This window comes from Nitrospirales bacterium (genome assembly GCA_031315865.1).
Lineage (GTDB): Bacteria > Nitrospirota > Nitrospiria > Nitrospirales > UBA8639 > JAGQKC01.
Window position 1 is genome coordinate 3,510,504 of record JALDRJ010000002.1, and the last position, 15,254, is coordinate 3,525,757.

Annotated in this window: 11 protein-coding genes and 1 tRNA gene; 2 read left to right on the forward strand and 10 right to left on the reverse strand. The window is 50.3% G+C overall.

Annotation, left to right across the window (positions count from 1 at the left end; translation table 11 throughout):
- Window positions 1-323 precede the first annotated feature (323 nt).
- The 10 genes from MRJ96_15950 to MRJ96_15995 form a co-directional block, all read right to left on the reverse strand.
- Window positions 324-6,086 (reverse strand): hypothetical protein, encoded by a 5,763-nt coding sequence (locus MRJ96_15950; protein ID MDR4502938.1) that lies wholly within the window; start codon window positions 6,084-6,086, stop codon window positions 324-326.
- Between the two features lie 12 nt (window positions 6,087-6,098).
- Complete coding sequence (locus MRJ96_15955) at window positions 6,099-6,746, reverse strand: hypothetical protein (protein ID MDR4502939.1); 648 nt, start codon at window positions 6,744-6,746, stop codon at window positions 6,099-6,101.
- Window positions 6,747-7,339: 593 nt separating this feature from the next.
- Window positions 7,340-7,414, reverse strand: a tRNA-Gly gene (locus MRJ96_15960).
- 108 nt (window positions 7,415-7,522) lie between these two features.
- Window positions 7,523-8,749 (reverse strand): tyrosine--tRNA ligase, encoded by a 1,227-nt coding sequence (gene tyrS, locus MRJ96_15965; GenBank protein ID MDR4502940.1) that lies wholly within the window; start codon window positions 8,747-8,749, stop codon window positions 7,523-7,525.
- Window positions 8,750-8,784: 35 nt separating this feature from the next.
- Window positions 8,785-10,188, reverse strand: coding sequence for a dihydrolipoyl dehydrogenase (gene lpdA, locus MRJ96_15970; GenBank protein MDR4502941.1), 1,404 nt, complete (start codon window positions 10,186-10,188; stop codon window positions 8,785-8,787).
- Window positions 10,189-10,246: 58 nt separating this feature from the next.
- On the reverse strand, window positions 10,247-10,630 hold the full coding sequence (gene gcvH / locus MRJ96_15975; protein ID MDR4502942.1) for a glycine cleavage system protein GcvH: 384 nt from the start codon (window positions 10,628-10,630) through the stop codon (window positions 10,247-10,249).
- A 131-nt stretch (window positions 10,631-10,761) separates the two neighbouring features.
- Complete coding sequence (locus MRJ96_15980) at window positions 10,762-12,234, reverse strand: hypothetical protein (GenBank protein ID MDR4502943.1); 1,473 nt, start codon at window positions 12,232-12,234, stop codon at window positions 10,762-10,764.
- A gap of 74 nt (window positions 12,235-12,308) precedes the next feature.
- Window positions 12,309-12,722 carry a nucleoside-diphosphate kinase gene (ndk, locus tag MRJ96_15985; protein ID MDR4502944.1) on the reverse strand — a complete coding sequence of 138 codons (414 nt, stop codon included), beginning with the start codon at window positions 12,720-12,722 and terminating at the stop codon, window positions 12,309-12,311.
- Window positions 12,723-12,903: 181 nt separating this feature from the next.
- Window positions 12,904-13,350, reverse strand: a complete 447-nt coding sequence (locus MRJ96_15990; protein ID MDR4502945.1) for a molybdopterin-dependent oxidoreductase — start codon at window positions 13,348-13,350, stop codon at window positions 12,904-12,906.
- 92 nt (window positions 13,351-13,442) lie between these two features.
- On the reverse strand, window positions 13,443-14,084 hold the full coding sequence (locus MRJ96_15995; GenBank protein MDR4502946.1) for a cyclase family protein: 642 nt from the start codon (window positions 14,082-14,084) through the stop codon (window positions 13,443-13,445).
- Window positions 14,085-14,225: 141 nt separating this feature from the next.
- On the opposite strand from MRJ96_15995, the gene MRJ96_16000 reads away from it, so the two are divergent.
- Entirely contained in the window at window positions 14,226-14,945 is a 720-nt protein-coding gene (locus MRJ96_16000) for an NAD-dependent deacylase (protein MDR4502947.1), read from the forward strand.
- 103 nt (window positions 14,946-15,048) lie between these two features.
- The gene (gene thiS, locus MRJ96_16005; protein ID MDR4502948.1) at window positions 15,049-15,249 is read left to right on the forward strand and encodes a sulfur carrier protein ThiS; all 201 of its coding nucleotides are present in this window, start codon (window positions 15,049-15,051) and stop codon (window positions 15,247-15,249) included.
- Window positions 15,250-15,254 lie beyond the last annotated feature (5 nt).

Sequence of the window (15,254 nt, forward strand, 5' to 3'; positions counted from 1 at the left end):
AGTGACGAGTAGACTCTCCCTTTCTCATAATGTCACCTTACCTGTTCCTCTAAATACGCCAAACGAGATCAGAAGAAGGGACACTGATAAATTCTTAACTTAATGACGAAACGACGCAGAAAACGTTGGCCAATCCAGCATATCGTAGAACTAATCACCTACAGAAATATTATTAAAGAAGATTTAAAAGTTTCTTTCACCCAATTTTGTGGTGAAATGATTTCCGGAGGATAATTTCCGTTGATCATTATCCAACACATAGAAATTCACTCGCAAGCTCAGAAGAGTTTTCTTAACACTTGAACTAATAATTTCATCCCATGTTAATCCTGCGCTGGTCTCTGACAGACCAGCGCAGTTCCGTCCGAAGGGCTCACATTCAAACGACCCCAGGCTCCTCCGGCAAAAATCTGAGCCGGACCGTCCCGATAGATGTAACATCCCTCCTTGGCTCCTCCCTCAAGGGTTGCGTTTATGGCTTTTCCAGCCGACATGATGGCGGAATGAGGTGACCCAAATTGTGGAATAAAATCGTGGTAGTCATGCCCTCCTGTTAAAAACGCTCGTTGACGAGCCCGCCCATGAGGTTGAACGACTCGAAACCGCACTTCTTCTCCGGCTTTGGCTTGAAAAGTAGGAGTAGGGATTGAGCTCCATGATTCTTGGAAAAAGTTATTGGGGTAGATCACATGATTCAGATTCGACCCCGGGCCAGTATCCTGGGTCACCAGGGCACCATCCTCATCTACAACCTTCCCCTGACGCAAGCGAGCCCAGAACGGAGCGGAGCGATAGTTGATTCCTTTTTCTCCACGATCGTAGGAGTCATCGCAAATCGGACAATTATCGATCGAAACTTCATGTGTTTGTCCGGTAGGAAGCGGGTTCCCATTTTCATCCCAGGGAGCATTCCAATGCAGATTCAATCCATCCTGATACATAACCACAAATTCCTGAAACTCCTTCTCCAGTTTGTTCTCATCAATATATTGAATGACCGCCCGCGTCCCCAGTTCCCATCCAGCTTTTTCCATTCGCGAGACCGGGTCCACGTACTTCGCCCCTTGCGGCTCCACAATCAAGGTCCCCAAAAGCCCATGCACACCATGGCCAATCACATCGCCAAAGGCTTTGATCGGCACGACCCCAAAGGCATAAGGCTTGGGTGTGAGGTTGTAATCACAATCCCCCTCATCAGGACAATCGGGAGCGCCATGCGGTTTTTCATTTGCAGGCTCAAGGTCCATAAGTCCGGCATACAAGAACATCTTTTGTCTTGTCAACGAGGGATCGACATCTCGATTGATTCCGATACCGATATTATGGTCCGTCGCTGTCTCGCCGTATAACATAGGAATCGATAAGGCTAAACGCGTCGAAGATTGAACGTCGTCGACATCCGATTCACTCTCGCCACGCCGATCCACGTTTAACGGTACAATTTTCGGCATGAGCGCATCCCCAGATTGATCTGGTAGCGCCTTTTGATTCGTCCTTTCCTCCTCACTCAAGAGCAGATTATGCACCGTCAGTTTCAGGCAATCGCCAGCATTCACTCTCAGCACCAGCGGTTCAAGCTCCCCCGCTTTTGCTTGATTTCCATAACGGGCCTTCACGCTTTCAAGAGTCACATTATTGTCTCCCGGCGGCATGGCCAGCAGAATGAGACCATCCGGATCGAACAACCCTTGACCCGCGTCATAGGGTTGAACTCCATTGAGCGTTAAAAGATTTAAGCGAGTTGCCGCCACATGATACGTCACTAGATGAGAACCACTCGGACACCTTTCTTGTGCTTCATCATTAAATATGTCTTTTTTATTCGCTATTCTGATTTTTCCCGTGCCATGCTCGGTCAGGAGGTTGAGCCTCTCACCGATATGCTCACAAAAGTCTTCTATATTTCGATCGTCAGAGGGTAGTTTGAAAAGGTTGCGCTTATACCACCAGATATCGGCGGCCTCGCTGATCTTCTCTAGCGTTTGGAAATCGACCCGTGGTTCCCGTTTTTGGCAGCTTTGTGGATCCCAAGCCTCTTTTCCATTATAGATCCGTATCAACCCCCAGGCTCCATTCCACAGCGCATCCACCGTCCCAAAATGATAGAGGTAATCATGGGCCGGGGCCCCCCTGCGAACATTTTGAAAAGGGGGTAAATCCATCTCGAAATGTTCCGAAATGCCGATCTCCTGGGAAGAGACCAAAAGCTTTGCGTTATCTTGTTTTGCCAATTGTTCATCAGAAATTTTCTTGTCCACTTCATAATCAATGACTCGTGGCCACGAGAGCCCCTCGATGGCAAACATGTGCTGGACTTCTTGAGCGCCCTGGACCATTCGGATCTGAATCTTTTCTCCTTCATAGGCTTCGAGAATCGGGGTACAGGGATCTCCATGCTCTCGCGTCGCAAAGACAAAGGCCAAGTCTCCTTCTTTCCCGGACCGTTGGCGCTTGACACTTTTTCGTTTTTCGGTCTCAGGGATGTAGCCGTTTTCATCACGCTTCAGTGCGCTTTGTCCGCATCCGGTTTCCTCGGGCACCTGCAGATCTCCCTCCATTTTTCCAATTCGTAATGGGAGGGCTTCGTGTTTATAGTTCACCAAATAGGGGTTATGATGATCCTTTGATATGGCCTCCGGCTTAAAGGGTGGATCAACCGGACGGCCGTGACGCCTCCACCATTCGTTCACATAGGTGTCCAGTCGTTGAACCGCTTCATCAGAGATTTCCTGCACCACTCCGTTTTCCGCTTTCGCTTCGATCAAGAGTCGTCCCATCCCCTGTTCCGTTAGTGATCCCTCCTCCTCCACCCTCGGATCATAGAGGAGGGCGAAATCTGCCACCGCCAGAGCAAACTCCCGGTGATTTTCATGGGTAAGCCAATCGTCTGCTTCGACGATCATGGCTTTTGAGCCCACGGCTTGCCCTTGTGCATCCGCAAGGGGTGTCCCATCTGGTTTGAGCCACTTAGTTCCAGCCGGTTCAACCAGGAGTGCGGAATAAAATCCATGCTGTTGAATAGAGGAGGGGGCGAAATGATCGTGCGTAAACACGGTCCGTAATGTTCGATCACGACACTCTGACTCGGGATTATCGGCACAGGGAAACGAAGGCAGTTCAATGTCGGGCATATTCGACATGGACATATGTTTTATGCCCTCCGCCCGAACGGTGAGAAGGGGGTCGGCAAACCATCGTTGAATAGTGGTCTGATAGATTCCCACATCATGACCCTCCAGATCTTTACCCAGGGCCAGGTTCCTTCTAACACCATTCACTTCGGCACCCCCAAAAGCATTGGCCGCATGAATGCGTTCCTCTACAGCATCTGCCGCTAGCGTTCCATCTTCGTAGTTGAACCCGTTCGCCGACCCATCTGAAGAGGTCACATCGAACTTTACGAGATGAATATGTTGGCCGATGATATCGGTAGGCGTTGCAACCTGAAAATCATCGAGTTGCAGTTCTTTATGAATGCGGTTTTGGTGACGAAATTCAATGCACTCCCCAGATGCCGCACGGAAGAAGAACGGTTCTTGATCGTTCCGGACGGTATGTTCGATGTCGTCAGCCTCCTTGGTCAATACATTGATTCGGGCCTGAGGATCATGCCACCCGGCTCGATTCACAATTAGATCCAGTTCGACGGCCGATACCTCATACCGACGGTGACCATTCATGGCCGGATCCTGCACAAATCCGCCTTCCCCGGTAAAGGGATCAAATCCTGGTTTCCCGGCAAAGGCTGGTGCACCACAGGGATCAGCAAACGGCGCCCCAGGCTTCGGGGCCGTGCCATTGACAAAAAGCCTTCCGGGATCTCCATCTTTAGGATCTTTTGAGGGATACCCTGGCCGTTCTGGATCCTTTGTGACCACGCTTCCATCGGCCAAGCGGATAGCCGGTGCTTGGCCAGCATGAAATTGCATGGCGGCTTTCTCCAATGGTGTCCCATCACTTGGCAACACCTGGATATCGGCTTTGACCAATTCTTCACGGAAATCCCCGGTGGCCAAGGCATACCGCAATAATTCGTTCGGTGTCTTGGCTTTAGGGTCTAATTTGTCGAATTCCTCTTTGGTCATGAAGGACGGCCGTCGCTCTCCGTTCCCAAACACATGGCGGGGCAGTCCTCCATGGAGCACATGGCCATCGGAATTTTTTGCGAAATCCAGTGGAGGTTGTGGTGCGCGATGACCTGGTTTACCCGGAATATAAAACGGATAACCCGGCATACCATCCTCCTGCGCATAGAGCGGAAGAGGCGGCAAAGCCTGGCCCGGCAGGGGTAACACAGCAGGAATAGGCGTCCCACCATGCCGATTGGTATCTGTTAGGCCGGTCAAGGGTTCTGTTCCCAGCCGAGGCCCTCCAGTCGAGTCAACGAAGCCCCCAGACAGCGCGATTCTGGCATTCGTAAAAAGATGCATGTTGGCCTGCCCATCAGGTAGCTTGCGGGTCCCATCCTCGATCACATCATGCACACGCCAGAGGGCCCACATTCCTTGGGCGAAATGCGGATACAAATGACAGTGAAAGATCGAGTCACCTGGAGCCCGATTGCGATTGCCACTCCCGTTCGATAAATACCATCCCCCGTTGCCCCACCGTAATAAGCCTCCGTCATAAATTTCATAAGAAAACCCCTGTTGAGGGGCAATGGTTTGCGAGTCGAGATAGGTTCCAGAATTCGTATCGGCGGAAGATAGCCATTGATGGGCATGCAGGTGGAACACATGGGTTTCTTTGGGACCAGCGTGCAGATTCCTAAATTGCACACGATCATTCAGATAGGAATGAAACACATTGGAAGGATCATCCTGAAAGTTCTCCAACAGAGCAGGATCTCCGTTGGCCCATGACTGGAGAAAAAACTCTTCATAAAGACATTCTTTACATTCGGTCGCAGGGCCAATTCCTTTGCGATTTGCCAACAAAATGGATCCCATTCCACTTGAGCCGTAGTTCACCGCGAATCCATCTCGCACACCGGAAAGCTGCCGGCTCTCCTCCAATTCTTGGAAGTCGTCGGCATAAAAGGTCTTTAACTCATCATGAAAGATGGCGGTGAATTCCCGAAATGACGGGGGAGCCTCAGGATTCTTGAGAACGGATTCAACCACTACGGCATGGAGATCCCCATGAACCAACTCATAGCGATTCCCGCCCTGATGCTGAAGCATATTCAGATATGGAATGCCTGTCTCATCTACCGCTTCGTAATCCAACTCCCCCAATCGAGCATGTTGGATGTTGGGTTGCAGTTTCCACGCCTTATCCAAAATTTCTGACGTCACTTGGCTCCGGTACCAACGACTCCCTTTTGGCTCTACAATCACAGCCCCAAACAAGCCGTGCGTGAGACTTCCTCCATCACCTTCACCACCAGCTGGCGCACCATGGCTGGAAAAGAGATGCGTCCCTGATCGCTCCAGACGCCATCGACAAGTCACCGACTCCCCCGGGGCAAGTGACTCGAGGCCGTTACATCTTGGATCATTTCGTGATAGGGATGTGAGGCCCACAATCATAAGATTGGCTGTTCGTGTCTTGGGCCAATCATTAAACCCAGTATCCTTTCCTTGAGTTACGCCTTGATCTATCCGTTCTTCATGCTCAGGAGGGTCAATGGAAGGAAGCGTATCTTCCTTTTTGACAAGGTGCCCATAAGGGGAACCGCCATCAACCTCTGTGCATTCTCGTTTCATATCCGGCTGCTTATCAAGCAGCCGATTGGTAAAGGCTATCTCAAGAATATCCCCAACATTACCGCGTAGAACAAGCGGACGTGGACGTTTTCCATCCCGCAAACGGACTTCTGATAGACAACGCAGCCCCGGGAGCCATTCCTCTCCTGTGCGAACTTTCACCACATCCCTGTCGAGCGCATAGATCATGCCATATGGATTGACCGATCCGAATCGATTGTAATAGAGGGGATGATCCAACGCCGCCACGTCCGCATGGATAATACGACCGGCTTGAGGAAAAGGAGAATGGATGGTCGTACATGCGGGAACAGCCAATATCACTCCCAGAGCACCTAAACACAAGATCTTTTCTGTCATCCGATTTAGCATTTGCATTTCCCCTTTCCATCAGCGCACATCAATGGCATCAATGAGCAAGCAACCCGGGCTGGCAAATCGGGTATTGTTGGGAATCCCGTCTTCCTCAACATTATGACCAGTGCCAACTACCCATCGTAAGGTTCCAACGAAATCGGTATTGGGATCGATTTCTACGAAACATTCGGTCCATTGGGTTTGATTTGCCCCATTATGTGTTTCCTCCAGATCTTTGACATCGGAAATCCAGTACGCGGGAAGCGGTTCGTGTATATTGTTTTTGGGATAGGCCACAAGCGCGGCAAAGGCGTTGGTTGGGAAGGCATCAAATCGCAAAAAGGCATATCGAAACCAGAGCCGTTTATCTTTAGGGATTTCCACATCTTGGCATTCAATCCAGGCACCTTTGCCACCAAATGTTTTGGTTCCATCTTGATGAATACGGGGAAGCCAGGGAAGCTGGGTTAAATCCATGGCTGCCTGATCAGCGGTAAGAGTTCGCATGTCATCAGAGTCCACGGCACGGGGATCGTCTACGCGAACAAACCGCCCTCCATCCACCGGGCAAAATACCTTTCCTCGACTCCCCTTATAGGTCTTATGGAGTTTTACAAGGGTATCAGAAGACAGTTTGAATCCATCTAACTTTGAGCTTGTAAACGTGGTAGGAATACACATACGCACTCCTTTCTTATCATCAGGTCGCTTAAGTATAGAAAATGATATGGAGCAATCCGTTTGAACCAAGCTTTTGTAGTTGGATGATACTGTTCAAATGAGCAATAGAAATGCCAAAAGTAAGGGATAAAACTCGCCAACAAAAACAGAGAGTTATCGATAAAGGCTTAGGGAATAGAACATCGAAATGGATACTTACATGTATCGAATCTGATACGCGCTCCAGTCTACAAAATCCGCCAGGTAACCAAGCTAATGATTACGATTATTATTGGTGCACAGTACCTTTCCGACAAACTGAGGGGTAATAAGGTCAGCTTTTGAGAAATTAATGCAAAAACGAGAATGATAAGTTTTGGACTCTTTCCTCGTAGATACCCACGGGCTCACGCCACGTGATCCTCCGCGCTTGCTTTGATAGAGATGATAAAGAGGAACGACGAGACGGCACGGAGAAAGCTGAGAATTTCAACGTTTGCACTGACGCTTATTTGCAGGGAGGTTCTTGGCCAACGCATTGAGGCTTCTGGCAATGTCGCTCAGGTTAGCCGAAGAGTTGGAAGAAGTGAAAATTCTGTAAGTGCGGAAAAGATTGGAGCGGGCGATGGGATTTGAACCCACGACAACTAGCTTGGGAAGCTAGGACTCTACCACTGAGCTACGCCCGCTCATCTTGGTGAAGGTGTTCAGCATTCTAGGTCTGCCAGGATACAGAGTCAAGGCAAGATAACAGTCTATTCTTAGAAGAGAGATAGCGCACTCTGGTCGTGTCGGGACTATGGCTTGGGGAATTCAATGAGGGCAAATTTCCGTTTGCCGATTTTCAAACGATACGATTCCCCGGCTTGAAAGGTCACACAGGCATTCTGGTCGGTGAGTTTTTCACCATTCAGCTGCACGGCGTTTTGTGCGACGAGACGCCGAGCTTCGGCCTTACTCGGAAGGAGACCGGTTTTCATGAGCAGATCGACGACGCTGAGCGACGAGGCATCCGGGTCGGAAAAATCTGATGCCTGGAGCACAAGATGCGCGTCAGGCTCGTCAGGAAAATCTTTGGATTGAAACCGTTGCTGAAAATCTGCCTTGGCCTGACCAGCCCCGTCCTCTCCATGGTATTGACGTACGATCAGTTCGGCCAACGCTTTTTTGGCTTCCATCGGATGCTGGCGATCAATGGACGATAAATCTTCAGTTGTCAGCAGTTCGTAATACCGGCGCATCAGCGAGTCGCTGATCGACATGATCTTGCCGTACATGTCCCCCGGCTTATCTTCGAGGGCAATGTAGTTTCCATAACTCTTGCTCATTTTTCGTATGCCGTCTGTGCCTTCGAGCAGAGGCATGGTGATCACGACTTGCGGTTTCTGGCCGTAGTCTCGTTGCAAATCACGTCCGACCAATAGATTGAATTTCTGGTCGGTTCCGCCAAGCTCGACATCCGCCTTCAAGGCAACGGAATCATATCCCTGAACCAAAGGGTACAAGAATTCATGCACACTGATCGGTTTTTGGTCGCGATAGCGTTTAGCGAAATCGTCACGCTCCAACATTCGCGCCACACTATAATGCGAACATAACTGAACCACCTGCTCAGCATTCATCTCGTTCATCCACTGACTATTGAAGACAATTCGCGTCTTCGAAGGATCCAACGTTTTAAAAATTTGCGTCTCATACGTTTTCGCATTCTCCAGAACCTGCTCTTTGGTGAGCGCCACCCGCGTTTCCGAAACACCCGTCGGATCGCCGATCATTCCGGTAAAGTCCCCGATGAGAAACAGAATCTCATGCCCCAAATCCTGGAAATGTTTGAGCTTTTGAATGAGGACCGTATGACCCAGGTGCAAATCGGGAGCTGTGGGGTCAAACCCGGCTTTGACTCGAAGAGGACGCTGTTCTTGCAGAGACAATTTCAGCTTTTCACGCAGCGCATCGAGTTGAATGACTTCAACCGTCCCACGAAGGATTAGCTCTAATTGATGTTCAATGTCTGAAGAGATCATAATGTCGCAGGGAAACTCGAAATGTGATTATCATGTTACGTTCGCTTTTTGGCTTGATGAATAGCCTGACCTTCCACATCTTCCGCCGCTTCCATCAGCCCCTCGGAGAGCGTAGGATGCGCATGGATCATGGACGCTAATTTTTCGATAGACACCCCAACTTCCATGGCCAGCGCTGCTTCATGGACCAAGTCGGCCGCATGGGCCCCGATAATATGTGTACCCAACAAACGTCCCGTTTCGGCATCGGCAATGACCTTGAACATGCCCGTAATGTCCCCCGTGCCCTGCGCCTTCCCCAATCCGCTGTAGCGAAACCGGCCAACCTTGGCTTGCATGCCTCGTTCACGGGCTTGCTGTTCGGTTAATCCGACTCGACCGATCTCGGGCAAGGTAAAAATCCCAGCAGGGATTACCTCGTAATTCACCGACAGGTCTCGACCTAGAATATTTTCCACGGCCACTTTTCCCTGTGCCGATGCCACATGCGCCAACATGGCTTTTCCCACCACATCCCCTATGGCATAGATGCCTGGAATGTTGGTTTCCATTCGATCATTCACCTCTATTTCGCCACCGGCCCCCAACTGGACGCCAACCATTTCTAACCCGATTCCCTGGGTATTGAAACGGCGGCCGATAGAAACCAGCACGGTATCGACATGCATGTCTTCGCCGGAACAGAGCTTGACGTTCACCTGCGTGCCCGACTTCTGGCAGCCTTCCACCTTCGTCCCGACATACATGTGGATCTGTTGTTTTTTAAACTCGCGCGTCATCATGGCGGAAATTTCTTCATCTTCTTCTGGAAGAATCGTTGGCATCATTTCCACAACGGAAACCTTCGATCCAAGACCTCGGTAGAGTGATGCGAATTCACACCCTTCCACCCCCCCGCCAACGATCAAGAGATGGTCGGGGACGCGTGGAATTTCGAGCGCGTCTTTGCTGGTAATAATGGAAGTCCCATCAACAGGAAAGAGTGGAAGATTGGGCCATGAAGAACCAGTCCCGAGAATAATGGCATCTGCCTGAACGGTTGTCTCGGAGCCGTCGGACAATGCGACGTGAACCGATCGCTCATCGACCAATCGCCCAGTGCCTTGCAGATACCTCACGCCATTACCTTTGAGCAGCATCCCGATACCCTTGACGAGGTTGGTCACGACTTGATTTTTCCGTTTGACCATCTGGACGGTGTCAAAGCTCACTGGCCCGTTGACCTGAATCCCGATGTCTTGAGCTTTGTTGATTTTCGCGCCCAACTCGACGACCGACAGCAGGGCCTTGGAAGGAATGCACCCCCAATTCAGACACACGCCCCCCAATTCCTGGTTCTCAATGAGTGAGACCTGCGCGCCAAGCTGTGCTGCCCGAATGGCCGCCACATACCCGCCAGGGCCGGCACCCAGAATAGCGATGTGCTTACCCGAACTCACGATTACTCCTCATCCCTTACGCTTCATGTTTTCTGCCTCGCGTCTCACGTTCACAGAACTAGGCTTGCGATTTCAAAAACTCATCATATTGTTCGGCCGTCATCAACCGCTCAACTTCGGAAAGATCGGAAAGGTCGAACACGACGATCCAGCCATCTCCGTAAGGATCTTTATTGAGCAATTCCGGCTGTTCGTCAAGTGCAGTATTGACGCGAAGAACGGTCCCGCTGACGGGTGAATAAATCGTAGATGTGGCCTTGGTCGATTCGACCTCACCGAGTTCTTGTTCGAATTCAAATGTTGTCCCCACCTTCGGCAATTCCACAAAAACAACATCGCCCAATGCATCCTGCGCAAAATGACTGATGCCAACCGTCGCTTCGTTCCCCTTGACCCGCACCCATTCATGCTCTTTGTGAAACCGCAAATCCGTCGGCTCCATGACACCCTCCATCCAGGTTATGAGACCACGTTAAGAGATAAAGATAACACGAGAACCCGTACAGTCTACCCGCGCGGCCGAACCATGACGAGCCATTCGCATTCACCGATAAAAATCGGATGAAAAATGTATCAGGAAAATGGACGTAAATCATAGACCAACCCTACCCCTTGTGGAATCTGCTCACCACTGATCAAATCGCGCAGCGATTCTGAGGACCAGGTTTTGACTTCGATTTTCCGTGGTATGGTGAGCCAAATTTTTGTCGGGTCCTTCGTCAACTCGAGCATGCGCTCGGCCAGGGTCTGCAGCGACTCACGTACGGCCAGACTCTGTGAAACGGGACCATTCACATCGATGAGAAAGAAGGAGAAGTCACGATTTTGACTTTCCAGAATATCTTCATTAAATCGCACGAGGGTTTTCAGAGGGTCGTTCAGCGAGCCGGCATACACTTCAAGCGCGACTTGAAGTCGGGAATACTTGGATCTCAGCATGTTCATGAAGTCTTCCAGCACATTCAACCGAGCACGTGCCCTCCACCCCAACCAGCGCCAAAACTCCGAGGCCTGAGGAAGCGGGATCTTTCGCTTTGGTCTTCCCGCTCCGAGGCTTTCCCGAAATACCTTCTCCGGCGAGAACGTCACGCCAAAAGTTTTTTCAAAGTTCCGTAAGGCCACCGGGGTCAACCCTTCGAACATCCCCATCGGAGCATCATCGAGAAAGACAATTCCGTCAACGCCAAGGTCCGCGAGTTGGACAAGGACATTCCCGACAAATTGCTGGTACTCGGGTCTGAACACGTCAAAATACTTCGTGGACCGAATGGTCTGTGTTCCACGATTATAGGCGCGATCCATCCATCCGGATGGAGGATCATCACGCAACGACCCCAAACACCGGATATTCACCCCAAGGAATACCGCCATTCCTTGCTTATGCGACTCCCGAACAAACGTCACAAAGTCCAGTTTAGGATCTTTCCGAATTGGCTGCATGATCGGAACCCCGGCAAGCAGAAACGCCGCCTCTTGCTTTTTCACCCCGCACTCGATGTTGATGAGTTGCGCAGTCACCCCGCGGTTCTCCATATTCTTGAGCCGCGTATTCCAATCATCCCCTTCGAGCCATTGCTCCAATGTCATCTGTAACGCAAAGACGTTCGACGGATCACGAACGATCGCTTTCGGCAAAGCTGGCAATCGCGCGAGATACTCTTTGGCTTCTTGGTGGAAAGCTCGCGCGGCCTCGTGACTCAATACCTGTTGATAGAGCTGACGGGCATACTTCGCTTCACCGGACCGGTCATAGGCACGCGCGAGCAGCCAGGTCACATCCCATTCCAGGGGCGACCGAGGATATGTGGCGAGGAATCGGCGAAGCTTGCGGATGGCCTGAGGGTATTGCTCCGTGAGAAATGCACGTTTTGCCTCTGCGTAGAGCCGTTCTTGCGAACGAACGTGTAAATCCTCAAGAGATTGCTGGGGGGCAACTGACTTGCCACAGGCCGTGACCAAGCAAGACACAAGGAGGAGAGACAACCAAAATGCGGCCCCAGTTATTCGACAAGACGAAAAATATCCCAACGAACAAGAAATGACCATCGCCCAACTTCCGGATGAACAATTTTCTGAAACATGGCTCCACCGATCTGATCAACCCCAATGTCTAGGATTACTTACCCCTTCAACTCAGGGAAAAAGAACCCGATTTCAAACTGAGCCGTTTCCGGTGCGTCAGACCCGTGCACAGCATTCGCTTCAATCGATGCTCCATGGGCGGCTCGAATCGTCCTGGCCTCGGCTTTCTTCGGGTCTGTCGCGCCCATTAAATCGCGATTCACTTTAATGGCATTCTCCCCTTCTAACACTAAAACTACCACGGGCCCCGATGCCATGTACGTCGTGAGATCGTTGAAAAAAGGACGCTCTTTGTGCACAGCGTAGAAACCTTCAGCAAGGTCCTTCGACAATGTCATCATTTTCATCGCGATCGGATGAAGTTTGGCTTCTTCGTAACGCCGAATGATATCGCCAATCGCATGTTTTTGGACGGCATCCGGTTTAATGATCGCAAGTGTCCGTTCTGACATGATTCTAACCCTTTCTTTCACATGTTAGATGATTATGGATGATGAAGATGCAGGTGGCAATAAACTCAATAACTTCCCGACAAATTGCCTGGCATTGTATGGGATGGCTGGTCACCCTGGCAAATTTCTTGGCTCGCGGTATCGCTCAACAAGGGACCGATACACATCATGTCCCGCTGAATCACGTGCACACTTCGGGAGGCCGCGTATCCCGCCCCGCTCCTTTCGTCACTTCAATTCGTGCGACCTGTTTGACGTTCGCGCATAAATCTCCAAGGCCAGGCGTCACCAAGCGAAACGGTCCGCCTTTCTCATCGGGCAAAGGCAATCCATCAACTTCATAGATTAAAATTCCGTACTCCTTGGCCTTTGCCAACGTCAGCGTAGCAGCAAATTTTCCATCGAGCGAATGAAACGTCACATGATCAGCCTCAACGCTTGGCTGGGCAGTCTCCAACAGAGCGCTCATCCGTACACCGCGCCCTTTCATGTTGGGCATCACGGCGCTCACATCAGGAACCTGAAACTCCAAAGAAAATTGCCTCAGATCTTCTCGATCAAGTGCCCGCCGACTTTGGATTTCACCTTCAAGAAAAAACCTATCAGTAAAGGAATGTTGGTCAGTCATAGCGAAATCCTGTCCTTGTGAAAGGTGTTCAATTCAGAGCGCGACTCAGGATAGAAATCTGAAATCTTTGTCTCATGCTTCGTGCATCACGACTATTCCTGATCCCTCTGCATCAGAGTGGCTCTCACTGGAGAAGCTTCTGATCCGGTTAAACGAAGGGGAAACCCAGAAAAGAGATACTCGCCAGGTGGCACATCGTTCAGATTGAGACAAACATATACTGGAATCCCGGCTCGCGCGACAGTCTTATGAGCGGGGAAACTCTCTCCATCTGATTGATAGGGGTCCAGACTGTAATAGTCGAACCCGATTGATAGGGGTTGTCGTTCACACATCGCCTCCGCGGCTTCTGACGAAAGTGTACAATAGTCTGGAGAAAACGCCTTGTGTTGGAGCAATTCAGAATTCATTGTCTTGAAGAGAATGTGGCATCTCTCTCTAATGTGGAGACTTTCTACATCCTTTCGTGTGATGGCCTTCCTGTCAAGCAATTCATACACAACCGCAGGCCCATAGAATCGCTCCAGACGTAATTCATCTAAGGTTTCACCATCCCCTAGGAAATGTGCCGGAGCATCCACATGTGTCCCCACATGGCAGTTCATGGACAGATGCGTCGCGGTCAGCTCATCACCTTTCTCGATATCCCGCTCCTTATTAATCGTGGGCGGTAAATCTCCAGGATATGTTAAGGTTTTCAGAGAGAGGGGCAATGTTATATCCAAAACTTTCACTGGGTACTCACTGCATATTTGGGGTAAAATTGAGCTCATGGAAATATGGTGGTTTCAGCACTCTTCGCATGAGAATATCACTGTCAATTCAGTTTCTAAAGACTTGCTTGCTCACCATTGGGTATTCTTGTGAGTATTCTTGTGAGTATTCTTGATATTCGAGATAAAGTTTCCCAAGCCCGTTCAGTCACGGTCCTCACCGGTGCAGGGATTTCGGCTGACAGCGGGGTTCCAACGTTTCGTGGCGCAGACGGCCTGTGGAAGAATTTTCGCCCTGAAGAACTGGCTTCTCCCGATGCGTTTGAACGCGATCCCAAGCTGGTTTGGGAATGGTACAACTGGCGGCGTGAACTGTTGAGCACCAAGAAACCGAATGCGGCTCACGAAACCTTAGTAGAACTAGAAAAACGTATCGAACAGTTTTGGCTCATAACTCAAAACGTGGATGGTCTGCATCGGGCCGCCGGGTCGACGAACGTCTCGGAGATTCATGGCAATATCTGGAAAGTCCGTTGCACGAGTTGCGGAAACATTGAACCGAACCATGATGTTCCCATTGACATTCTTCCATACTGCAAAACATGCCAGGGTCTTCTCCGCCCGCACATCGTCTGGTTTGGAGAGTCACTACGTCAAGAAGATCTCGATACCAGTTATCGGGCGCTTCAGTCCTGTGAAGTTCTTCTAATCATTGGAACATCCGGTGTCGTGTATCCGGCTGCATCTTTTGCTCCTATCGCCAAACAAAACGGCGCATACGTCGTGGAACTCAATTTAGATCCAACCCCCCATTCGGATCTTGTGGACGTATCCTTTCAGGGCAGGGCCAAAGAACTCGTTCCACTCCTCTTGCCATCGTGACCGAATGTTCCTCGTCCCGTTTGAGCCTCTTTCTTGACGGATTACGCGATACTCTGTTACGTTTTTTCCTTTAGGTTCCTTCGGGTAAATTACGGAGTTTTCAATGCAAATCAGCATTAATGGGAAGCAGGAAACTGTCGAAGCCGCCACAGTCTTGGATGTCCTGAACGTAAAAGAAATTGACCCGCAACTCGTCGCAGTGGAATTAAATACGGAAGTGGTCGAACGTGAACAATTGCCCACGACAACGATAAAAGACGGAGATAAACTGGAGTTTCTTTTCTACATGGGTGGCGGTGCGTGAAGGGT

Coding starts and splice junctions, on each gene's coding strand:
- MRJ96_15950 (MDR4502938.1), bottom strand. CDS start 6,086: ATGCAAATGCTAAATCGGATGACAGAAAAGATCTTGTGTTTAGGTGCT.
- MRJ96_15955 (MDR4502939.1), bottom strand. CDS start 6,746: ATGTGTATTCCTACCACGTTTACAAGCTCAAAGTTAGATGGATTCAAA.
- tyrS (MDR4502940.1), bottom strand. CDS start 8,749: ATGATCTCTTCAGACATTGAACATCAATTAGAGCTAATCCTTCGTGGG.
- gcvH (MDR4502942.1), bottom strand. CDS start 10,630: ATGGAGCCGACGGATTTGCGGTTTCACAAAGAGCATGAATGGGTGCGG.
- MRJ96_15980 (MDR4502943.1), bottom strand. CDS start 12,234: ATGGTCATTTCTTGTTCGTTGGGATATTTTTCGTCTTGTCGAATAACT.
- ndk (MDR4502944.1), bottom strand. CDS start 12,722: ATGTCAGAACGGACACTTGCGATCATTAAACCGGATGCCGTCCAAAAA.
- MRJ96_15990 (MDR4502945.1), bottom strand. CDS start 13,350: ATGACTGACCAACATTCCTTTACTGATAGGTTTTTTCTTGAAGGTGAA.
- thiS (MDR4502948.1), top strand. CDS start 15,049: ATGCAAATCAGCATTAATGGGAAGCAGGAAACTGTCGAAGCCGCCACA.